Origin of the sequence: Bacillus sp. 17RED48 (assembly GCF_019837545.1) — a bacterium.
GTDB classification, from domain to species: domain Bacteria; phylum Bacillota; class Bacilli; order Bacillales; family Bacillaceae_G; genus Bacillus_A; species Bacillus_A wiedmannii.
In genome coordinates this window covers 138,259-160,790 of the sequence record NZ_JADAXG010000004.1, presented here as the reverse complement: position 1 = coordinate 160,790, position 22,532 = coordinate 138,259, and the positions used below count along the sequence as shown (strand labels likewise).

17 protein-coding genes, 1 riboswitch and 2 other annotated features are annotated in these 22,532 nt (G+C 35.0%); of the genes, 12 read left to right on the top strand and 5 right to left on the bottom strand.

What is annotated here, in order from left to right:
* The first annotated feature begins 32 nt into the window (after positions 1–32).
* From ILT06_RS17880 to ILT06_RS17860, 5 genes are all read left to right on the top strand, one after another.
* Complete coding sequence (locus ILT06_RS17880; RefSeq protein ID WP_222655338.1) at positions 33–7,193, top strand: amino acid adenylation domain-containing protein; 7,161 nt, start codon at positions 33–35, stop codon at positions 7,191–7,193.
* Positions 7,190–7,414, top strand: a complete 225-nt coding sequence (locus tag ILT06_RS17875) for an MbtH family protein (RefSeq protein ID WP_000184070.1) — start codon at positions 7,190–7,192, stop codon at positions 7,412–7,414. The genes ILT06_RS17880 and ILT06_RS17875 overlap by 4 nt, the downstream gene beginning before the upstream one ends.
* Positions 7,414–8,856, top strand: coding sequence for an MDR family MFS transporter (locus ILT06_RS17870; protein WP_088046888.1), 1,443 nt, complete (start codon positions 7,414–7,416; stop codon positions 8,854–8,856). Before ILT06_RS17875 ends, ILT06_RS17870 begins: the two co-directional genes overlap by 1 nt.
* 63 nt (positions 8,857–8,919) lie before the next feature.
* On the top strand, positions 8,920–9,669 hold the full coding sequence (gene sfp, locus ILT06_RS17865; protein ID WP_000573029.1) for a 4'-phosphopantetheinyl transferase Sfp: 750 nt from the start codon (positions 8,920–8,922) through the stop codon (positions 9,667–9,669).
* A gap of 35 nt (positions 9,670–9,704) precedes the next feature.
* Complete coding sequence (locus ILT06_RS17860) at positions 9,705–10,247, top strand: hypothetical protein (RefSeq protein ID WP_000959141.1); 543 nt, start codon at positions 9,705–9,707, stop codon at positions 10,245–10,247.
* 37 nt (positions 10,248–10,284) lie between these two features.
* On the opposite strand, the gene ILT06_RS17855 is transcribed toward ILT06_RS17860, so the two are convergent.
* Positions 10,285–10,557 carry an HU family DNA-binding protein gene (locus ILT06_RS17855; protein WP_001043960.1) on the bottom strand — a complete coding sequence of 91 codons (273 nt, stop codon included), beginning with the start codon at positions 10,555–10,557 and terminating at the stop codon, positions 10,285–10,287.
* Positions 10,558–10,761: 204 nt separating this feature from the next.
* Between ILT06_RS17855 and ILT06_RS17850 the strand changes: the two genes are divergently transcribed.
* Together ILT06_RS17850 and ILT06_RS17845 are read left to right on the top strand one after the other, a co-directional pair.
* Entirely contained in the window at positions 10,762–11,529 is a 768-nt protein-coding gene (locus ILT06_RS17850; RefSeq protein WP_000577278.1) for a DUF3891 family protein, read from the top strand.
* A 14-nt stretch (positions 11,530–11,543) separates the two neighbouring features.
* Positions 11,544–12,068 carry a DinB family protein gene (locus ILT06_RS17845; protein WP_000666442.1) on the top strand — a complete coding sequence of 175 codons (525 nt, stop codon included), beginning with the start codon at positions 11,544–11,546 and terminating at the stop codon, positions 12,066–12,068.
* 100 nt (positions 12,069–12,168) lie between these two features.
* On the opposite strand, the gene ILT06_RS17840 is transcribed toward ILT06_RS17845, so the two are convergent.
* From ILT06_RS17840 to ILT06_RS17830, 3 genes are all read right to left on the bottom strand, one after another.
* Positions 12,169–13,362: a S8 family peptidase gene (locus tag ILT06_RS17840; protein ID WP_000790928.1), complete on the bottom strand. Its 1,194-nt coding sequence runs from the start codon at positions 13,360–13,362 to the stop codon at positions 12,169–12,171.
* A 232-nt stretch (positions 13,363–13,594) separates the two neighbouring features.
* The gene (locus ILT06_RS17835) at positions 13,595–14,962 is read right to left on the bottom strand and encodes an alanine/glycine:cation symporter family protein (RefSeq protein ID WP_000451054.1); all 1,368 of its coding nucleotides are present in this window, start codon (positions 14,960–14,962) and stop codon (positions 13,595–13,597) included.
* Positions 14,963–15,069: 107 nt separating this feature from the next.
* Positions 15,070–15,189, bottom strand: a riboswitch (glycine riboswitch).
* A gap of 208 nt (positions 15,190–15,397) precedes the next feature.
* A complete protein-coding gene (locus tag ILT06_RS17830) occupies positions 15,398–15,973 on the bottom strand; it encodes a hypothetical protein (protein ID WP_064477280.1) in 576 nt (191 codons plus the stop codon).
* Positions 15,974–16,105: 132 nt separating this feature from the next.
* On the opposite strand from ILT06_RS17830, the gene ILT06_RS17825 reads away from it, so the two are divergent.
* The 4 genes from ILT06_RS17825 to thrS all read left to right on the top strand — a co-directional run bounded on the left by ILT06_RS17825 (position 16,106) and on the right by thrS (position 20,761).
* On the top strand, positions 16,106–16,471 hold the full coding sequence (locus tag ILT06_RS17825) for a hypothetical protein (RefSeq protein ID WP_098102826.1): 366 nt from the start codon (positions 16,106–16,108) through the stop codon (positions 16,469–16,471).
* Positions 16,472–16,677: 206 nt separating this feature from the next.
* Complete coding sequence (locus ILT06_RS17820; protein WP_222655337.1) at positions 16,678–17,298, top strand: YdbC family protein; 621 nt, start codon at positions 16,678–16,680, stop codon at positions 17,296–17,298.
* Positions 17,299–17,481: 183 nt separating this feature from the next.
* Positions 17,482–18,189: a 23S rRNA pseudouridine(2604) synthase RluF gene (gene rluF, locus ILT06_RS17815; RefSeq protein WP_001222161.1), complete on the top strand. Its 708-nt coding sequence runs from the start codon at positions 17,482–17,484 to the stop codon at positions 18,187–18,189.
* A 125-nt stretch (positions 18,190–18,314) separates the two neighbouring features.
* Positions 18,315–18,539 (top strand) — a binding site (T-box leader).
* Positions 18,540–18,574: 35 nt separating this feature from the next.
* Positions 18,575–18,797: a binding site (T-box leader), on the top strand.
* Between the two features lie 44 nt (positions 18,798–18,841).
* On the top strand, positions 18,842–20,761 hold the full coding sequence (gene thrS, locus ILT06_RS17810; protein ID WP_098102825.1) for a threonine--tRNA ligase: 1,920 nt from the start codon (positions 18,842–18,844) through the stop codon (positions 20,759–20,761).
* Positions 20,762–20,886: 125 nt separating this feature from the next.
* Here the strand turns inward: thrS and ILT06_RS17805 are convergent, their stop codons facing one another.
* Positions 20,887–21,369 carry a DUF2975 domain-containing protein gene (locus ILT06_RS17805; RefSeq protein ID WP_064474092.1) on the bottom strand — a complete coding sequence of 161 codons (483 nt, stop codon included), beginning with the start codon at positions 21,367–21,369 and terminating at the stop codon, positions 20,887–20,889.
* 388 nt (positions 21,370–21,757) lie between these two features.
* Here ILT06_RS17805 and ILT06_RS17800 point away from each other — a divergent pair, with 388 nt between their 5' ends.
* Positions 21,758–22,525: an ABC transporter ATP-binding protein gene (locus ILT06_RS17800; RefSeq protein WP_098102823.1), complete on the top strand. Its 768-nt coding sequence runs from the start codon at positions 21,758–21,760 to the stop codon at positions 22,523–22,525.
* Positions 22,526–22,532: the final 7 nt, after the last annotated feature.

Below are 22,532 nucleotides of genomic sequence, written 5' to 3'. Positions count from 1 at the left end.
AAATAGACTACATAATAAAGGGGTAGTAAAGAATGCCTAATAGTCAAAAGCTTCGCCATTCGTTATCATCTGCGCAGACTGGTATGTGGTTTGCACAACAATTAGATCCGCTGAATCCGATTTATAATACTGGGGAATATGTTGAAATAAATGGAAATATTAATCAAGGAATTTTCGAATTAGCAGTACGTAAAGTTGTAATGGAAGTAGAAGCACTACATGTTCGTTTCGAAGAGGATGAAATTGGTCCGTGGCAAGTTATTGAGAAATCGTCAAATTTTCATATGCATTTTATTGACGTTCGTAAAGAAGAAGATCCTGAAGAGGCTGCTAAAGTATGGATGAAAAATGATTTATCTATGCCTGTGGATTTAAAAGAGGATAAATTATTTACTGAAGCACTTATTCAAGTGGAAAAAAATCGGTTCTTTTGGTATCAGCGCATCCATCACATTGTGATGGATGGCTATGGATTTTCACTTCTTAGCCAAAAGGTAGCGAGAGAGTATACAAAACTTATAGAAGAAACAAATAAGAAAGAGAAACCATTTGGTACTCTTTCAAAGATTGTACAAGAAGATATTGTATATCGTGAGTCGAAACAATTTCAGGAAGATCGTACTTTTTGGTTAGAGAAGTTTGCTGATGAACCAGAAGTTGTAAGTTTAGCAGAAAGAGCACCGAGAACATCAAATGGATTTTTACGGGAAACAGCTTATTTATCTAGTTCTAGTACGAAAACTTTACTAGAAGATATTAATGTTTCGTTAACAAGTTGGCCAGAATTCATTGTGGCTGTAACAAGTATTTATATACATAAGTTAACAGGTGCAAATGATATTGTTTTAGGTTTACCGATGATGGGGCGTCTAGGTAGTGCATCAATTCATACACCGAGTATGGTAATGAATTTAGTACCACTTCGTCTCACTGTAACTCCAAATATAACTATTACGGAATTATTACAGCAAGTTTCTAAAGAAATCCGAGACGTACGTCGTCATCATAAATATCGTCATGAGGAATTAAGAAGAGACTTAAAGTTACTAGGTGAAAATCAAAGGTTATTTGGGCCGTTAGTGAATGTTATGCCTTTTGATTACGGTCTTAACTTTGCTGGGAATCGTGGTATTACACATAATTTATCAGCAGGACCTGTCGATGATTTATCGATAAATGTTTATAAACGTTTCGATGAAAATGAGCTAATGATTCATTTTGATGCGAACCCGGAAGTATATAATGGCTCGGAACTAGCATTGCATAAAGAAAGATTTATGAATGTATTAGAATTAGTGATAAATGATTATGAAAAAGGCGCGTCGATTGGAAGTATAAACATTACTCTTCCTGAAGAAAATCAAAAAGTTTTATTCGAATGGAATGAAACTAAAGAAGCGGAAGAGTTAATTTCTCTACCTATATTATTTGAAAAACAAGTACAAAAAAATCCAAATAAAATAGTAGTTACTTGTAATGGAATAAATCTTACGTATAAAGAGCTAAATGAACGAGCGAATGAACTAGCACACTATTTAGTAGAAGAAGGAATAGGGTCAAATCAGTTTGTAGCTTTAGTATTTCCAAGATCAACGGAAATGGTAGTTAGTATGCTAGCAGTATTAAAGGCTGGTGCAGCGTATTTACCGATAGATCCAGAATATCCAGCCGAGCGAATAAATTATATAGTAAATGATGCAAAACCAGCTTGTATTATAACGCATTTATCGGTTGCATCAACTTTAGTTATAGAAAATGATATAAAAAAGATCGAATTAAATAGTGAAAAAATGCAACTAGCGTTAAACACATATTCTCATATGAATCTACCATTTAGAAATGAAGAATCACTTTTAAAGCCTGCGTATACAATTTACACTTCAGGCTCAACTGGCAATCCAAAAGGTGTAATTGTTCCTATGAAAGCTTTAAGTAACTTTTTATTGTCCATGGATGATATGTTTTCATTACATGAAAATGATCATTTATTAGCAGTTACAACATTTGCGTTTGATATTTCTGCTCTAGAGATTTATTTACCTCTTGTTAGTGGTGCAAGTATAACAATCGCTCCAAAAGAGGTGATTCAAGAGCCTTCGGCGTTAACGGCATTGTTACAAGAAGAAAGAGTGACAATTATGCAAGCTACACCGACACTATGGCAGGCGTTAGTAACTGAATATCCAGAGAGGCTACAAGGACTAAATGTGCTCGTTGGTGGTGAAGCGCTTCCGGCCCATTTAGCAAATACATTAAAAGAATTAGGTTGCTCTATTACAAATTTATATGGACCAACTGAAACGACTATTTGGTCTACTTTCATGAACATCGATGAAAGGGAAAGTGGTATACCTCCTATTGGAAAGCCAATTTGGAGTACAGATGTGTATGTATTAGATGCAGGTTTACAACCAGTACCACCTGGAGTAATTGGTGAATTATATATTGCAGGGGAAGGGCTTGCGAACGGATATTTAGGAAAACCAGAGTTAACGGCTGAACGGTTTGTTGCAGATCCTTATGGAAAACCAGGGAAGCGCATGTACCGCACAGGTGATCTGGTAAAATGGCGTAACGATGGAGTGTTAGAGTACATGAGCCGCGCAGATCATCAAATTAAAATTCGTGGTTTCCGAATTGAATTAGCTGAAATTGAAATGGTATTACAACGACATGAATATATTCAACAAGCGGTAGTAATGGTACGAGAAGATCGCCCAAATGATAAACGAATCATTGCGTATATCGTTGCCGAAGGGAGTGAAGGGATTAACCTTTCAGAAATTCGTTCTTATGTTTCAGAAAGTTTAGCGAATTATATGGTGCCATCGGCATTTGTTGTGCTAGAAGAATTACCATTAACGCCAAATGGTAAGGTTGATAGAAAGAAATTACCTGCTCCTGATTTTAATGAAATGAATAAGGAGAGAGTTGCTAGAAATCCGAAAGAAGAAATATTATGTGATTTATTTGCAGAAGTACTTGGTGTTTCTCGCATTAGTATTGATGATAATTTTTTTGAAATGGGTGGCCATTCGCTTCTTGCATCTCGTCTAATGGCAAGAATCCGTGAAACGTTAAGTGTTGAATTAGGAATTGGAAAACTATTTGAATCGCCAACTGTTGCTGAACTTGCGAAACAATTGGATCAAGCAAAAACTGCAAGACCAGCTATTAAGAAAGTAAGTAGACCAAATGAAGTTCCACTTTCATTTGCGCAGCGCAGGTTATGGTTCTTAAATTGTTTAGAAGGTCCAAGTCCTACTTATAATATTCCATTAGTCATTCGTATTTCTGGAAAGTTGAACGAGGAATCATTGCAAGGTGCTTTTTATGATGTAGTTGAGAAACATGAAACGCTTAGAACGATTTTCCCTAACGTATTAGGTAGTTCCTATCAGAAAATTTTAGATATGGAAAATTTAAATCTAGAGATGATAATAACAAAAACATGTAAAGATGAATTAGAAAGTGTGCTTGTAGAGGCGGTAAGATATAGTTTTAACCTTGATGTTGAACCAGCAGTTCGTCTGCAACTATTTACAGTGAATGAAAACGAACATGTATTACTAATTCTATTGCACCATATTGTAGGGGATGGCTGGTCATTACAACCGTTAACGAGAGATTTTACAGCGGCATATAAAGCACGATGTCAAGGTAACAGAGTTCAGTTAGAGACACTTCCAGTTCAATACGCAGATTATGCACTTTGGCAACAACAGTTGCTTGGTGATGAAACTACACAAGAGAGTCTTATTTCAACACAATTAGAGTTTTGGAAGAAAGAGCTAGAAGGTTTACCAGATCAGCTGGAGTTACCTACAGATTATCAGCGTCCAATTGAAACGAGTTATCGCGGAGAAACAATTCATTTTCAAATAGATGCGGGTATGCATAGTAGGTTAGTAGAGCTTGCACGGAAAAACGGAGTTAGTTTGTTTATGGTGTTGCAAGCAGGACTTAGTGCGCTATTTACAAGATTAGGTGCAGGTACTGATATACCAATCGGTAGTCCGATTGCTGGAAGAAACGATGATGCACTCACTGACATAGTTGGTTTATTTGTAAATACATTAGTGTTACGTACAAATACATCAGGAGATCCAAGTTTTAAAGAATTATTAAATAGAGTGAAGCAGTCAAATCTTGCAGCTTATGAAAATCAAGATGTTCCATTTGAACGACTCGTTGAAGTGTTAAACCCAGTACGTACTCGAAATAGTCATCCGCTGTTTCAAGTTATGTTAGCTTTCCAAAATACGCCAGAAGCAACGTTTGATGCTCCGGATATAGAAGCGAACCTTGAAATTCAAAGCGTTGGTTCTGCGAAATTTGATCTAACATTTGAAATTAGCGAGAGTAACGGAGTTGATGGTACGCCAGACGGCTTAAACGGGTTACTAGAATTTAGTACGGATTTATATAAACGTGAAACGATTCAAAAATTGATTGAACGATTCATTTTGTTATTGGCTGATGCAGCGAAACATCCGGATCAATCAATTGGCACATTAGAAATATTAACTTTAGCAGAGAAAAATACAGTGTTAGAAAAGTGGAATGGTGGTTTTCAAATTGTACCAGAAATGACATTGCCACAATTATTTGAAAAGCAGGCTCATATAAATCCAAATTCTATTGCTGTCGTCTTTGAAGATGAAAAGTTAACTTATGAAGAGTTGAATAAAAAAGCGAATAAAATAGCTCGATTGCTAATTGCAAAAGGAGTTGGCCCTGATCAACTCGTTGCTTTAGCGATGCCGAGATCTTTAAATATGGTTGTAAGCTTACTAGCTGTTCTGAAAGCTGGTGCGGGATACCTTCCGTTAGATCCGGATTATCCGTCAGATCGTATTTCATTTATGCTCCACGATGCGAAACCATCATGTGTTTTAACAAATTCAGATGTGGAAATTGAATGTGATGAGGAACTGAAAATTTTAGTTGATGATGTGAAAGTAATAGGGGAAATTGAGAAATATAGTGAAGACAATATTGATGAAATGGAGCTCATGAAGCAGTTATCTCCTTCCCACATTGCGTATGTTATTTATACATCAGGCTCAACTGGTAGACCGAAAGGCGTTATGATACCTCATCAAAATGTAGTAAGACTTTTAGGCGCAACTGATCATTGGTTCCAATTTGACGAGAACGATGTATGGACAATGTTTCATTCATATGCTTTTGATTTCTCGGTTTGGGAAATTTGGGGACCTTTATTATATGGTGGGCGTTTAGTCGTAGTACCACATACTGTAAGTCGCTCACCGAAAGAATTTTTACAACTTCTTGTTAAAGAAAAGGTAACTGTTTTAAACCAAACTCCATCAGCGTTCTATCAATTGATGCAAGCAGATCGTGAAAATGAAGAAATTGGCCAAAAATTATCTTTACGATATGTTGTTTTTGGAGGAGAAGCACTTGAGCTAAGTCGATTAGAAGATTGGTATAGTCGACATTCTCATAACGCACCAAAACTTATTAATATGTACGGTATTACGGAGACGACAGTACATGTTAGTTATATTGAATTAGATGAAACAATCGTCTCTTTACGAGCAAATAGTTTAATTGGGTGTAGTATACCTGATCTTAAAGTGTATGTGTTAGACAACTATTTACAACCGGTGCCACCTGGAGTAGTTGGAGAAATGTATGTTGCAGGTGCAGGGCTTGCTCGTGGATATTTAGGAAGAGCAGGTTTAACTGCAGAACGTTTTATTGCAGATCCATTTGGTAAGCCAGGTACAAGAATGTATCGTACTGGAGACTTAGCACGTTGGCGTCAAGATGGGACGCTAGATTATATAGGACGTGCAGATCATCAAATAAAAATTCGTGGATTCCGAATTGAATTAGGGGAAATAGAAGCGGTAATAATGAAACATCCTAAAGTTGAGCAAGTAGCTGTTATTGTACGGGAAGATCAACCAGGGGATAAACGGTTAGTTTCTTATATCGTTGCATTAAATAATGAAATGATTGATACGAATGAAATGCGTAAGTATGCTGGAGGTAGTTTACCAGATTACATGGTTCCATACGCTTTTGTAGTAGTAAATGAGTTGCCTTTAACTCCAAACGGTAAATTAGATAGAAAGGCATTGCCGGCTCCAGAATTTATCGCATCATCTTCTAGTCGTGGACCAAGAACACCGCAAGAAGAAATGTTATGTGACTTGTTTACAGAAGTTTTAAGTGTGCCGCAAATTGGAATTGATGACGGATTCTTTGATCTAGGTGGCCATTCACTTCTTGCAGTGCAGCTTATGAGTCGTATTAAAGAAGCACTTGGGGTTGAACTAAATATCGGAACTTTATTTGCCGCACCTACTGTTGCGGGTCTTGCTGAAAGACTTGAGGTCGGAAATGGACAAAGTGCACTTGATGTGTTGCTTCCATTACGAGCAAGCGGAGAACAACTACCACTATTTTGTGTACACCCAGCAGGTGGATTAAGTTGGTGCTATGCAGGACTTATGAAATCTTTAGGGACAGATTATCCAATCTACGGTGTCCAAGCACGTGGTATCGCTAAAAATGAAGAACTTCCAAGAAGTTTAGAGGAGATGGCGGCGGATTATTTAAAACACGTTCGTGAAGTACAGCCTCACGGACCATATCGGTTACTCGGTTGGTCGCTCGGAGGAAATGTTGTTCATGCAATGGCGGCGCAACTGCAAAATGAAGGAGAAGAAGTAGAATTACTCGTTATGTTAGATTCTTATCCAGGTCACTTCTTACCGAATACGGAAGCACCTACTGAAGAAGAAGCGTTAATCGCATTACTTGCTTTAGGCGGATACGATCCAGATAATATGGATGGTAAACCACTTACGATGGAAAGTGCAGTAGAAATACTTCGTAAAGATGGTAGTGCATTAGCAAGTCTTGAAGAAGAGACTATTTTGAACTTGAAAGAAACATATGTAAATTCGGTAGGATTGTTAGGGAAATATGTACCGAAAGTTTATAACGGAGATATTTTATTCTTTAGATCTACTGTTATACCAGACTGGTTTGATCCTATCTCTCCAAATACGTGGCTAAATTATTTAGATGGGCAAATTGTGCAACACGATATTGATTGTAGACATAAAGATTTATGTCAACCAGGACCACTTACAGAAATTGGACAAGTATTAGCGAAATATTTGCAGAATAAGAAAGGGGTAAGTACAGTATGACGAATCCGTTTGAAAATGATAATTACACATACAAAGTATTAAAAAATGAGGAGGGCCAGTATTCTCTCTGGCCTGTCTTTCTTGATGTACCTATTGGTTGGAATGTCGTACATGAAGAGGCTAGTAGGAATGATTGTTTACAATATGTTGAAAATAACTGGAAAGATTTGAATCCAAAAAGTAATCAAGTTGGCGAAAAAATATTAGTAGGAAAACGATAATGAAGGCAAAAATAAATCCAAAAATAGTTGTAAGTATCGTATATATAACAGCGATGTTTATGGCTGCGATGGATGCAACGATTGTGAATGTAGCACTCCAAACAATAAGTAAAGAACTACAAGTGCCTCCATCTGCAATGGGGACGGTTAATGTTGGGTATTTAGTTAGCTTAGCTGTTTTCCTTCCGATTTCTGGTTGGTTAGGAGATCGCTTCGGTACGAAAAGGGTATTTCTAACTGCTCTTTTCGTATTTACAACTGCGTCTGTATTATGTGGAATAGCGAACGATATTACTTCATTGAATATTTTTCGTATCATTCAAGGTGCTGGCGGGGGGCTTTTAACGCCAGTTGGGATGGCGATGTTATTCCGAACATTCTCACCAGAGGAAAGGCCGAAAATTTCACGGTTTATTGTGTTGCCAATTGCTGTCGCACCGGCAGTAGGACCAATTATTGGCGGTTTCTTTGTAGATCAAATGTCTTGGCGCTGGGCATTTTATATTAATGTACCGTTTGGAATCTTAGCGTTACTATTCGGTCTTCTATTTTTAAAAGAGCATATTGAAAAATCAGCTGGTCGCTTTGATTCTCTCGGTTTTGTTCTTTCAGCACCAGGATTTGCGATGCTTATTTATGCACTTAGCCAAGGACCATCAAAAGGCTGGGTTTCTCCAGAAATTATGAGTACTGGGATAGCTGGGATTGTACTCATTACATTGTTCATCATTGTAGAACTTAGAGTAAAGCAACCGATGTTAGATTTACGCTTATTAAAAGAACCAGTCTTTAGAAAAATGAGTCTTATTTCATTGTTTTCATCCGCTGGTTTACTAGGAATGTTATTTGTTTTTCCACTTATGTATCAAAATGTAATAGGAGTTTCCGCATTGGAATCAGGTCTTACGACATTCCCAGAGGCGATTGGGTTAATGATATCGTCACAGATTGTCCCATGGTCATATAAGAAATTAGGAGCTCGAAAGGTAATTTCTATTGGACTAATTTGTACGGCGATTATTTTTGTTTTATTAAGTTTTGTAAATCACGATACGAACCCATGGCAAATTCGGGCATTATTGTTTGGTATCGGTATTTTCTTAGGTCAGTCTGTTGGAGCAGTTCAATTTTCGGCATTTAATAATATCACGCCACCTTCTATGGGGAGAGCTACGACTATATTTAATGTGCAAAATCGATTAGGTTCAGCGATAGGAGTTGCAGTTTTAGCTAGTATACTAGCCGGTTTTGGAAATAATAGTGTACAAAATAATGCTCAGTCAGATTTCTTACCATATCAAGCTGCATTAATTGGATCAGCAATATTTTTACTTGTAGCATTACTATTTTCTTTACGTATTTCTGATAAAGAGGTAATGGCAAAGAAGAAGAAAAAGCCGTTACCTGTATTACAAAAAGAGAAAGAAGCTGTAAACGAATAAGTTAATAGCATGATAATATTTTTGAAATAAAGTGATATTCGTACTAAGAAGGAGAGAGTTTACATGATAGAGAGTAAAGTTGTAGATTCTGTACCAACTCTTAATGAGAATAGTTGTCAAATATGGTGGGCAAGAATTTCAGATTTACAATCAGGGCATTACAATTTACTAAACGATGTTGAACGAGAGAAAGCAAATTCATATCATCAATCGGCAGATCGTGCACGATTTATAATAGGTTGTGTAATTAGTAGATTAGTTCTTGGAAAGATCCTTTCTATGTCGCCAGTTCAAGTACCGATTGATCGAATGTGCCCTGTATGTAAGTTACAACATGGTAGACCACAATTACCAGAAGGAATGCCGCAAATATCTGTTTCACATTCGGGTGAGTGGGTTGTTGTTGCATTTACAAAGTCTGCACTTGTTGGCGTTGATGTTGAACAAATGAATCCAAATGTAGATGTTATGAAAATGGCAGAGGGCGTATTAACAGACATTGAAATAGCACAAGTTATGAAATTACCTAATGAACAGAAAATAGAAGGTTTTTTAACATATTGGACTCGAAAAGAAGCAGTACTAAAAGCGACAGGTGAAGGACTAATGATTCCGCCAGTACATATTACTGTGTCGGCTCCAAATGATCCTCCAAATTTGTTAGTTTTTAAGGATAGGCAAGAATTAGTAGAAAATACAATGATGGCAGATATAAGGCCTAGTGTAGATTATATGGCTTCAATTGCAATATTTAGTAAAGAAGTAACTGAAATCACACAGTTAGATGCAGTAGCGCTTTTAAATTATAAATAAGTTAAATAAAAAATCTTATAGAAGAGGTGTTCCTCATGTTAGTAGCGGAAAATAGAACAAATGAATTCACTTATAATGTACAAGCAATAAAAAATATTTTATTTTCTGGAGATACATCATCTATTCATGCATTAGAAAAGCTTTTGAATGATACAGTTCAGTTTGATGTTCTCGAACAAGAGGTACTTGATAGACAGTACATCCCAAAAGAAGCAAAGAATTTCTTTGATAAAAACGGAACATTTCTTTACCGTGTATCCAATGTTAGTTATAAAGGAAAAGTGTTATCTGAGAATCTAATTTTTGCGGACACTTCGTTTTTACCAAATACAATTAAGAGTGAATTAGAGAGTGGAAATATTCCAGTTGAAAAACTTATAGAAAAGATGGAAGTAAGAAGAAACGTACTATACGAAGGATATCAGCCATCTGGGAATATTATTGAATTGTTTGATGGATGCTCTGTTACGGCGAATGTGTATCCAACTAGAAAATATCAAATTGTAAGTAACTGCAAATGTATATTTTATATTTGTGAAGTGTATCATGCTGAGAATATAAAGGAATTACTTAAATAAAACAAGAAACCAGCCTATAAAATGGCTGGTTTCTTGTTTATTTAACAGCTTCTTTTAACTCTTTACCTGCTTTAAATGCTGGAACTTTACCGGCAGCGATTTGAATTTCTTCGCCAGTTTGCGGGTTACGTCCTGTACGAGCAGATCTTTCGCGCACTTCAAAAGTTCCAAAGCCGATTAATTGAACTTTATCGCCTGATTGTAATGCAGTAGCAATTGTGTCAAATACGGATTGTACCGCTGCAGAAGCTTCCTTTTGAGAAATATCAGCGGATTGTGCCACGTTTTTAACTAATTCTGTTTTGTTCATGTTTTCACCTCATAAAAAGTTTTTTAGAATGAATGTTTTAGTATAATGGATAGTATAGAGAAAGCTATTTATATGGTTAGAAAGAATACTATATAGTTATGTTAATTTCGTTGTAAGAGACTGAATCCCTGCTAATAATTAGGGATTAATTAAGAATTGATGTATAGAAAACGCTGTAATATGAGGATGAGGGGGAGAATATGAATGATTTTTCGTGAAAAGAATGAGAAAGAAAGTATATTAATTCGTCAACATGATCATGGTTTTTTAGCTGGAGAGATTGCAAAGCATATAAAAGAAGATTTTTTTGAAGATGAAACATACTTAAAAGAGACAATTGATGCAATATATGAGCATGATAGAGGATGGATAGAACTTGATAAAGTACCAATTTTGAATGATGCTAAAAATATTCCATATACATTTATGGATTGTCCAAGTTCATTGCGTTTTGTTTTTTATACGATTGGTTTGAATGAAATTGAAGATTCAAATCCATACGGAGCATTACTTTGTAGTAAACATTTTTTATCATTTCCATTAAATGATGAAGATGAAGAGATGCTTTCATTTTATACAGGGGAATTGGAACGACAAAAAAGAATATTGAAAACGTTAACAAAAGAACAATTTGCGATGTTCGATAAACATTATAGATTATTAAAGTTTTGCGATGAACTTTCTTTATATGTGTGTATGAATAAACCTGGCGTAGAAAAGACAGATGAAATTGATTTGTTTAAAGATGGTTTTGAAGGAACAGAAATGTTTAATAGTAAAGTGGAGAAACCTATTCAAGCTGAATGGGTGGACGAGGAAACAATTCGGATTACACCGTTTCCATTTCAAACGGAATTTCATACGTATGTAAATTATAAAACAATAAATAAACGTGAAATTGAAGAAAAAGGAATTGCAAAAGCTGATAGAGAATCGGAAATGGAGAAACAAAACATTCGTTTCGTACAATAAGGAGGCGATTTAGATTGAAAGAGTACATGTTAAAACAGGTGGATTACCATGCTTGGGCTAATATACGGTTATTCAATCGACTAAAAGAATTACCAAGCTATGAGACTATTTTTAATGAACAGATACAGAGTGTATTTCCATCAATTAAGGATACTTTTACGCATATTTATATTACAGATCAAGTGTGGTTACACGTATTGCATGGTAAAAGTATGAATGAAGCAATACAAGACCGAGAAAATTTACGCAAACAAATCGAAACTAAATCGTTACATGAATTAGAAAAAATGTTTGAAAACATGGCAAATCAATATAAAGACTTCTTAATTACAATACAAGACGTGAATGCTGTATTTGTTATTGAGAATCCATATGCAGGGAAATTAGAAACTTCAATTTTAGAGTTAGTACAACATGTTGTAAATCATGGGACATATCATAGAGGAAATATAACAGCGATGATCCGTCAACTTGGTCATTCATCGACAATGACGGATTTTGTGCTATATTTACATATGGTTAAAAAGCAGGGGGAGTAATATAGTTTGTAAGAAGGAGAGGCTTTAATTGTAGAAGTCTCTCCTTCTATTTTATTTCGTATTAATGATAGATCGACTGATTAAAGTTTTGCTTTATTTCTTAAGAAGCTTTATTTTCTTGTAATTGCTTAGCGTATTGTACAGCCTTATATGCATTGACTCTACCGTTTTTCCAGTACGTACCTGTACCACTAATTTTATCAGTAGTAGACTCAATAATTTGGCGGATTTGTGTATTGCTATATCCTTGATTTGCTAAAAGAGCAGCGACTCCTGCAACATGAGGTGTTGCCATAGATGTACCACTTAATGATTGATACGTGCTTCCTTTATATGTGGAATATATATTTGAACCTGGTGCTGCAACATCTACCCAGCTACCATAAGTAGAAAATGAAGATTTCTTATCTGATTGATCTGTAGAAGCAACTGCAATCACTTCGCTGTAATAAGCAGGGTAATTAGCTTTTGTATTTCCAGCATTTCCAGCAGCTGCAACTATAACAGAACCTTTATTCCATGCATATTGAACGGCTTGTTGTAATGCAGTACCACCATTTGGAGCTCCTAAACTTAAACTAATTACTTTTGCACCCGAATCAGCAGCTTCTCGAATACCTTGCGCTACAGCATCAAGAGTCCCACTTCCTTGATTATCTAATACGCGGACAGCATAAATTGAAGTTTGTGGGGCAACACCAGCAATTCCGACACTGTTATTCGTAAGTGCTCCAGTAATTCCAGCGCAATGTGTACCATGACCATTACCATCATCAGATGTATTGTCGTTATCAACATAATCATGCCCGTAAATTACTTTCAAAGCCAAATCAGGGTGTGAGCCTTGAACTCCTGTATCAATAATAGCTACTTTTACACCAGGATCACTTCGTTGGCTATCCCAAGCTTGTGGAGCTTGAATCTTTTGCAATCCATATTGATTTTTAAAATATGGGTCGTTTGGAGTCCAAAAGGCGTGAACGTAATAATTCGGTTCTGCATATTCTACATCTGGATTATTTTTATAACTCTTTATTTTTTCTTTTACAGTACCTTTCGAAAATTGAACGACTTCAAAACCTAACTTATCATCTTTAGATAAGACATTGGCTCCGACAGATTTATGAAAAGATTGCACATTACTTAAAGATGCATTTTGCTTGAACTTAACGATTAATTGGTTAGGAACGTAATCAGTAGATGATGTTTCAGCGCTTGAAGTATTCGTGTTAAAGAAGAAACCACCAATAATAAAAGATAAAACAGATAGGAAAACAATGATTTTGTTTTTCAAAAGATTTTTCCTCCCTTTTCTTGTATGAGTTTTTCAGCGACACTTTAATGTCGCATTCTTTTTCAACTATATAGTTAGACCATACGATTTATGACATTTATGTGAAAAACTTTTGGAGGAATAAAAAGGAGTAAACATTGATATAAATATATTTTTAATGAAAGTAATTAAGTAAAAGAGGGGATAAAAAAAGGAATGCTCATCATGTATGAGTCATTCCTTTTTTCATAGATTAACTTGCCTGTTTTTTATGACTTTCTTTCAATTTTTCTGCTTGTAAAAAGCGATTTGTTTCAGCAACAACAATACCACTTAACCCAATAAGGCCAATTAAGTTTGGAATCGCCATAAGTCCATTTGCAATATCAGCAAACGTCCATACGATGCCTAATTTTAAATTCGCACCAATTGCAATCATGACGATAAAGATTGCTTTATAATATTTAACAGCACCTTCTCCAAACAAATAAGCCACGCACTTCTCGCCGTAATACGACCATCCTAAAATAGTAGAGTAGGCAAATAATATAATTGCGATACCAAGAATCATACTACCAGCAGTGCCAAATACAGATTGGAACGCAAGTGTCGTCGCTTCAACGCCAGTTTTACCTGATTTCCATGCACCTGTAGTAATTAATACTAGCCCTGTAATTGTACATACGATAAACGTATCTAGAAAAGTACCAGTCATAGAAACTAAAGCTTGCTTTGCAGGCGAATCTGTTTTTGCAGCCGCTGCTGCAATAGGGGCGCTCCCTAAACCAGCTTCGTTCGCAAATACACCGCGCGCCATTCCAATTTGAATTGCAGATGCAATTGTTGCGCCAATAAAACCACCAGCAGCTGCAGTACCATTGAATGCGCCAGAAAAAATAAGTGAAAATGCTTCTGGAATTTGATCGTAGTGATAGAAAATAATAATAAGTCCAGCAATGATATAAAAGAAAGCTTTAATAGGAACGATGTATCCTGTCACTTTCCCGATTTTTTTCACACCGCCTAAAATAACAATGGCGATTAAAAACGACATGAATATACCAGTTAAAGCAGGGGGGAAAGAGAAATTAATTCGCATTGCCTCTGCAACTGAGTTAGATTGCACCATATTACCGATACCGAAAGAAGCAGTTGTACCGAATATAGCGAATAAAACAGCAAGCCATTTCTTACCTAAACCACGTTCTAAATAGTACATTGGACCACCTGAATATTCACCATTTTCATTACTAACACGGTATTTCACCGCAAGAATGGCTTCGGCATACTTTGTTGCCATACCGAACAAAGCAGTAATCCACATCCAAAAGATTGCACCGGGTCCACCAATTGTCACAGCAGTTGCAACACCGGCTATATTCCCCATACCAATCGTTGCCGCCATAGCTGTCATAAGTGCTTGGAAGTGGCTAATATCTCCAGAGGAGGATGTATCTTCTGATTTTTTAAAAGCTAGTTTGTGAGCGTATAATAGTTTACTAAACTGTAAACCTTTTAAACGCACTGTGAGAATGATACCAGTACCAACGAGTAACAACAACGTTGGTAATCCCCACACATAGTGATTGATTTGTTCTAATACTGTACTTACTGTCTCCATCTGTATTCTCCTTTTTATGAAAAAATAAAAACCACTTCAAGAAAATGAAATGGTCTCTGGAGAAACAAGGGATAGAAAAATAAACCGATACAAATCGGCATTTTCTTTCGCTTGTCTCTGTCCTTTTACCTGAGAGATTATCCGCTATAGTAGCGGATTTGCTCCTTCGGTGCTCGTTTTCCTCCGCGCTATATAAAGCGAGAGGGAGTCTCTCCAGAGATTCGTCCCCATGCAGTTCTACTTGTAACCAAGACCTGAGAGTTTCAAAGTTGATTCAGCAACTTTTTGCCCCGTCGGTAGATCAATAGACCTTCTCCTGAATGGTTCATCCGAATTATAAAATTTATAAAAACATTGATTGTAAATCAATAAAAACATTATAGACAGACAAAATGTGAATTGCAATCTTTTTTTATTTTAAAATAGTAACCAGTTTTATTTTTTTGCGAGTCCTAATTTAACTTCAACTTCATTTAACGTAGATAAAGCGAGGACAATATGTTGGTCCGCAAGTCCTAAAGCATGTTTAGTATTTTCAATTGTTTCATTGGATGGAGTAGAGTTATTTGCTCCGTCTATAATTAAATCTGCTGCATTTTTCATAAATTTAGAAGCAGTCTTAAATTCAGTTTTGAAATAAATTAGTTGTTCTTGTATTTGTACTTCCGATATATTTTCTTTAATTTTCACAGTGTCTATTTCGTTTATAATTTTTTCATATTGCTTGGAAATAGCAGTCATTGTGACTAATAGTTTATTTCTGTCTACTGAATCTCCGTTCGTGTTAATCTCTTCCCAGGCAGGCAACCAATCTTTTTCGATGATGTCATTATAATTTGTAGTTAATTCATCAATTTTTGGTTGTAATTTAGTTTTAAAAGTTTTTGTATCAATTGTTTCTACGGTGGTTTTTTCGTTATTATTTTTATCTTTAGTTGTGTAGAAAATCGTACAGGTAATAATAAAAATAGAAATAACTATTGTCCATTTATTAAAAAATAATTTCTTCAATGGGTAATCCCTCCAAAAATAAACATCTTATAATTATAATATATAACAATAATATTATTAATGGTAGAGAATATAGTATGTAATTGATTTTAATTATATTTTTTATATACATAAATAACTAAGATTAGTAAAATGATGAAAGTAATATGTGAGAAAAGAGGGTTTTTAGTGAAAACGAATAGAAAAAAGCTAGTTTCAAATATTTCAATGGCTATGATATTAGTTGGCTTATTTGCACTCATATATCTGGACAAAGAATCTAAAATGGAAGATTTTCCAGTACCAATGTCAGCAATCCATATTAACGATGATAATGAAGCGGATTATAAATATATAAGTGTAATACCTATTACAAAGGCAAGTGGATGGGAGCACTTAGGGGAAAATGGGCATACTAATAGTTTTAAAAAAGGGGAGCGGAAGGTAACTGTATTACATTATCCAGGAGAAATTACATATTATTTATTTGAACAAAAGGTGAATAAGAAAGGGAGATAAGATAAAGTTGTAATTCGTTAAGGGTTACAGCTTTTCTTTTAATTCTGAATTATTTGAAATGAAATCAGATAAATGGTTTGATAGATGTAGTGATAAATATGATTAGTTCTATATGTCTATAAAGAGTATTAGAGGATTATAAAATTATTATGTGAACTAAATGTTGTGAGAAGAAAATAAATTATATTCTAAAGGGGGAATTAAAAATGTTACTAAAAACAATCTATTGTAAAGTGGAAGAAGAGAAAAAAGAGTTATTTTCAATCGCACAAGAAAAATGGCGTGATATACAGCATCTAGATGGTTTTCACGGACAATTTGGTGGATGGAATGAAGATGAGGCGTGTGTTTATACTTTATGGAATGATAGGGGTGCGTATCAATCATTTATGAATGGTGTTCACGATACCATTTATTTAAATAGTAATCAAGAGGATACGTTTCTTTCATGTGAAATTGAACTGTTTCAAACATTGTATGATATAACTGATATGCCTTTGAAAGAGGTTGTTACAGAAGGGTCATTTGTCAGAGTTGCTATATGTGATGTAAAACAACAGAGAGAAAAGCAGTTTTTACATAAGCAAGAGGAAATTTGGAATAAAGGAATGGAAAAAGCAAACGGGATGATAGGTGGAGTAGTTGGGAAGTCTTTAAAAACTGAAAATCGTTACATAGTGTTAACTTATTGGAAAGATGAAATGGCGCATCAAAATTATGTAGAAGAGATTTTCCCAGAGCTGTATAAACTAGCTAATATTCATGAGGATTTAAAAGACATAAGAGGTAAACAAGCTGTATGTAAGGAAGAGTGGCTTGTATATTAAGTGTTCAAAACGTGCATAAATGAATGTATAATAAAGATATTTTCTTATAAACGAGTAATTAATAGAAGACGTTATATACCCTTTCATGTTAATATATTTAAGTTATAATAGAAGGCTTACCCTTTTGTATTGTACGGTAGAATCAGTGTGAGCTAGAATTTTTTTGAAAAGGATGTGCCTAATTTGCGTATCAATAAATTTATTAGTGAAGCTGGAAAAGCGTCTCGACGTGGAGCAGATAAACTAATTAATGAGAGAAGAGTAATTATTAACGGTAAGGTTGCAAAAATTGGTGACCAAGTAAATCCAGGTGATGATGTACGCGTAAATGGAGAGCAACTTCGTATTGCTCGAGATCACGTATATATCGCTTTAAATAAACCAGTAGGTATTACATGTACGAGTGAAAAAGCTGTAAAAGGTAATATTATCGATTTAGTGAATCATCCATTACGAATTAGTCACATTGGACGTCTTGATAAAGATTCAGACGGTTTAATTTTATTAACGAATGATGGTGATATTGTTAATGAAATTTTACGTGCTGAAAACAAACATGAAAAAGAATATATCGTTTCAGTAGATAAGCCAATTACACCTGATTTTCTAGAGAAAATGGCAGCTGGTGTGAAAATTTTAGGAACGAAAACCCTTCCTTGTGAGGTAACACAGTTATCAAAATATGAATTCCAAATTATTTTAACTCAAGGGTTGAATCGTCAAATTCGTCGTATGTGTGAAGCTTTAGGTTATCAAGTATACACGTTAAAGCGTACAAGAATTATGAATATAGAATTAAATAATTTACCTGTTGGACAGTGGAGAGATTTATCGAAGAAAGAGAAACGACGTCTATTTTCAGACTTAAATTACGAACCACAAGATTGGTAAAATTGAGAAGAGGAAACCAAAAATCTATTTTTGGTTTCTTTTTTTATTTAATAAAAAATCATTTTTAAACACTTGCAAAAATAAAATGAATAAGATATAGTAAATAACAATTAATGGATGTACTTTTAAAAGCAAAGAAAAGGACACGAGTTATTTTATCCGGTTATACAGAGAAGGAAGGAAAGCTGAGAACTTCCTAACGCAGAAAAATAACTTACCACCTTAGAGCTGCACTAGGGAAACTAAGTATCTAGTGCCGTGTAAGCGACGTTATCGCAAAAGAAGCCATTATGTTTTTTTGTGATGGGAATCTGGGTGGAACCACGGATATAAGCATATTCGTCCCTATTTTAGGGATGAATATGCTTTTTTGTATTCAATTTCATAATAAGCGAAGAAAAGGACACGAGTTATTTTATCCGGTTATACAGAGAAGGAAGGAAAGCTGAGAACTTCCTAACGCAGAAAAATAACTTACCACCTTAGAGCTGCACTGGGGAAATTAAGTATCTAGTGCCGTGTAAACGACGTTACCGTAAAAGAAGCCATTGTATATTTACAATGGGAATCTGGGTGGAACCACGGGTAAAAGCACGCTCGTCCCTATTTTAGGGATGAGTGTGCTTTTTATTATGAAATGGAGAGATGAAAAATGAAAGAACAGATGATTGAAATGAAATTTCCGGATGGAAGCGTTAAAGAATTTGTAAAAGGAATTACTTTAGAAGAAATTGCGGGATCCATTAGCAGTAGTTTAAAAAAGAAAGCAGTTGCAGGGAAAGTAAATGATCAGTTATATGATTTACGCCGAAATATTGAAGAAAATGCGGAAGTAGAAATCGTTACTATAGATTCAAATGAAGGGGTAGAAATTGCAAGACACTCTGCGGCACATATTTTAGCGCAAGCTGTAAAGAGAATACATGGTAATGTAAACCTTGGTGTAGGACCTGTTATTGAAAATGGATTTTATTATGATATGGATCTTCCGAGTAGTGTAAACGTAGAAGATTTACCGGAAATCGAAAAAGAAATGAAAAAAATTATAAATGAAAATATAAAAATAGAGCGAGTTGAGGTTTCACGAGAAGAGGCAAAAAAACTGTTTCAAGAAATGAATGATCACCTGAAATTAGAATTGTTAGAAGCAATTCCTAGTGGGGAAAGTGTAACACTATATAAACAAGGTGAATTTGTAGACTTATGTAGAGGACCACATGTACCGTCAACAGGCTATTTGAAAGCATTCCAATTAACTCACGTTTCTGGTGCATATTGGCGAGGTGATAGTAACAATCAAGTGCTTCAGCGTATATATGGTGTTGCGTTCTCTTCTCAAAAAGAATTAGAAGATTATTTACATTTCGTTGAAGAAGCAGCAAAAAGAAATCATCGTAAATTAGGTAGTGAGCTGGAGTTATTTATGTTTTCTGAAGAGGCTCCGGGAATGCCATTTTATTTACCGAAAGGACAAATTATTCGTAATGAATTAGAAGCATTTTTAAGAAAAATTCAAAAAGAGTATAAGTATCAAGAAGTACGTACTCCGTTTATGATGAACCAAGAATTATGGGAGAAATCAGGACACTGGGGACATTACAAAGACAACATGTATTTCTCTGAAGTAGACAATAAAAGTTTCGCATTAAAACCAATGAACTGCCCAGGACATATGTTAATGTTCAAAAATAAATTACACTCTTATCGCGAATTGCCAATTCGTATGTGTGAGTTCGGTCAAGTACACCGACACGAATTTAGCGGGGCATTAAATGGATTATTAAGAGTACGTACTTTCTGCCAAGATGATGCTCATTTATTTGTAACTCCAGAACAAATTGAAGATGAAATTAAATCTGTAATGGCGCAAATTGATTACGTTTATAAAACTTTTGGATTCGAATATGAAGTAGAGCTTTCTACTCGTCCAGAAGATTCAATGGGTGATGATAAGTTGTGGGAGCAAGCAGAAGAGGCATTAGAAAATGTATTACATTCATTGAATTATAAATATAGACTAAATGAAGGTGACGGTGCATTTTATGGACCGAAAATCGACTTCCATATTAAAGACGCCTTAAATAGAAGTCATCAGTGCGGGACAATCCAACTAGATTTCCAAATGCCAGAGAAGTTTGATTTAAATTATATAGATGAGAAGAATGAAAAGAGAAGACCAGTTGTCATTCACAGAGCAGTTTTAGGATCTTTAGACCGTTTCTTAGCGATATTAATTGAGCACTTTGGAGGCGCGTTCCCGGCATGGGTGGCACCGGTTCAAGTGAAGGTCATTCCAGTTTCGAATGCAGTCCATGTACAATACGCAGATGAGATTGCGGATAAATTAGCACAAGCTGGCATTCGTGTTGAAAGAGATGTACGAGATGAAAAGTTAGGATATAAAATAAGAGAAGCACAAATGCAAAAAGTTCCTTATGTTCTTGTTATTGGGGATAAGGAAATGGAGAACGGATCTGTAAATGTACGTAAATACGGTGAAGACCAGTCAGAAGTTATTGAACTAAATGGGTTTGTGGAGAGTATAAAAGAGGAAATAAAAAATAAGAAATAGAGATTGAAAATAAAATACACCATTAACATGTATTACTGAATTTAAAGTAAGTAAAGAACCATAATAAATGATGAAGGGATAGCGATTAAGCTATCCCTTCATCATTTATTGCCATATACTTCACTTCATACTGTTAAATCATTTTCTGATTTTATATTAATGGCTTCTTGTAAGAGCTTTTGGAGAACTGCAGCAAAAATAGCAACCAAGATAGAGGTGAAAATAATGATTAGTCCAATTGGTATAAAACTTGGAGGATCAATTTTTTTTGCCATAAGATAGTAGAGCGGCATACCTAGTAAGTATATGGTACCGATCGTGAGAGCACAGTATTTTATATTTTTTAAAGACTTTACTGATAATTCCGAGAACGCTTTGTTCTTATCAATATAACTTAAAAGTTTAAAAACTTGATACAGAGCAAAGTAAAAAGGTATCGTTGCTACGTAAATATCGATTAAAACGAGAGATTTCATATAAGCGATAGCTGGATACAATTCTCCAGCAAAATTCCCGATTTTAGGCACTAAAAATATGCACAATGCAAGTACTACTATACCTATAAAAACAATAGCTAGTTTTAAAAAGAGTGTTGTAACTTGTTTCATAAAAAGCACCTCGTTTATTTAATAACAACATGATTTTATCATATAATTTATCGTTTTAAAATAAAATTATATTGTTTTTTAATTTGTTATTATTGTTATTTATGTCTCCTATTCATTTTGATGAAAATAAAAAGCTTTTTCATTACAAAGAAAATTCCCTTATAAAGTGGTCTGTCATATTTTTACCTTACAAAAATGTAAGGTAAATGTAAGCGAAATCGAAGGAACGAGTTTTAGAAAAGTGAGAATATGAAATAGGAAAAAGGTTTACGTTACTCGTGTAATCCTTACTGATTGAAAAATTAAAAAATTCTTAAGGGTTTACATGAGAAAAAGATAAGAAATATGTGAGAAAGTAATTTTATACAAAAGGGATGGAGTGAAAGAGATGTCAACAAATGTAGTTACTGTGGAAAGTGTAGAAAAAACGTATGGGAAAAGAAATGAGAATCAGTCAAAAGCATTAAGGGGTGTGTCATTAAGTATAAAAGAAGGAGAATTCGTCGGGATTATGGGTCCTTCTGGGTCTGGAAAAACGACACTACTTAATGTGATTAGTACACTGGATCAAGCGACAGGTGGCAGTGTGACAATAGCTGGCACAAATATTACTTCAATGAAGGGGAATGCTTTATCTGATTTTCGATCTCAAAAATTAGGATTCATTTTTCAAGATTTTAACTTACTAGAAAACTTATCAATTTATGAAAATATCGCTTTACCACTTTCTCTGCAAGGCGTACCTTCAAGTGAGATTACGGGGAAGGTAAATGAGGTTGCAAAGAAATTAGGGATTACTGAAATTTTAACAAAATATCCAACTGCTGTTTCTGGTGGACAAAAGCAAAGAACGGCGGCAGCACGAGCTTTAGTACATAATCCAGCAATCGTATTAGCAGATGAACCGACTGGTGCGCTTGATAGTAAAAATGCAAAAAGCTTATTAGAAGCGATGCAAGATTTACATGAAAATCACAATGTAAGTATTTTGATGGTTACACACGATGCATTTAGTGCGAGTTATTGTGAGCGTATTTTATTTATTCAAGACGGTCTTCTTTATAAAGAGTTAACGCGTCAAGGAACGCGAGAAAATTTCTATCAAGACATTTTAGGCGTGCTCGCTCATATGGGCTCAGCTGCTGAGTCTAAGTAGGGGGCGA

Coding starts and splice junctions, on each gene's coding strand:
- ILT06_RS17880 (WP_222655338.1), top strand. CDS start 33: ATGCCTAATAGTCAAAAGCTTCGCCATTCGTTATCATCTGCGCAGACT.
- ILT06_RS17875 (WP_000184070.1), top strand. CDS start 7,190: ATGACGAATCCGTTTGAAAATGATAATTACACATACAAAGTATTAAAA.
- ILT06_RS17870 (WP_088046888.1), top strand. CDS start 7,414: ATGAAGGCAAAAATAAATCCAAAAATAGTTGTAAGTATCGTATATATA.
- sfp (WP_000573029.1), top strand. CDS start 8,920: ATGATAGAGAGTAAAGTTGTAGATTCTGTACCAACTCTTAATGAGAAT.
- ILT06_RS17860 (WP_000959141.1), top strand. CDS start 9,705: ATGTTAGTAGCGGAAAATAGAACAAATGAATTCACTTATAATGTACAA.
- ILT06_RS17855 (WP_001043960.1), bottom strand. CDS start 10,557: ATGAACAAAACAGAATTAGTTAAAAACGTGGCACAATCCGCTGATATT.
- ILT06_RS17850 (WP_000577278.1), top strand. CDS start 10,762: ATGATTTTTCGTGAAAAGAATGAGAAAGAAAGTATATTAATTCGTCAA.
- ILT06_RS17835 (WP_000451054.1), bottom strand. CDS start 14,962: ATGGAGACAGTAAGTACAGTATTAGAACAAATCAATCACTATGTGTGG.
- ILT06_RS17825 (WP_098102826.1), top strand. CDS start 16,106: ATGATGAAAGTAATATGTGAGAAAAGAGGGTTTTTAGTGAAAACGAAT.
- ILT06_RS17820 (WP_222655337.1), top strand. CDS start 16,678: ATGTTACTAAAAACAATCTATTGTAAAGTGGAAGAAGAGAAAAAAGAG.
- thrS (WP_098102825.1), top strand. CDS start 18,842: ATGAAAGAACAGATGATTGAAATGAAATTTCCGGATGGAAGCGTTAAA.
- ILT06_RS17805 (WP_064474092.1), bottom strand. CDS start 21,369: ATGAAACAAGTTACAACACTCTTTTTAAAACTAGCTATTGTTTTTATA.
- ILT06_RS17800 (WP_098102823.1), top strand. CDS start 21,758: ATGTCAACAAATGTAGTTACTGTGGAAAGTGTAGAAAAAACGTATGGG.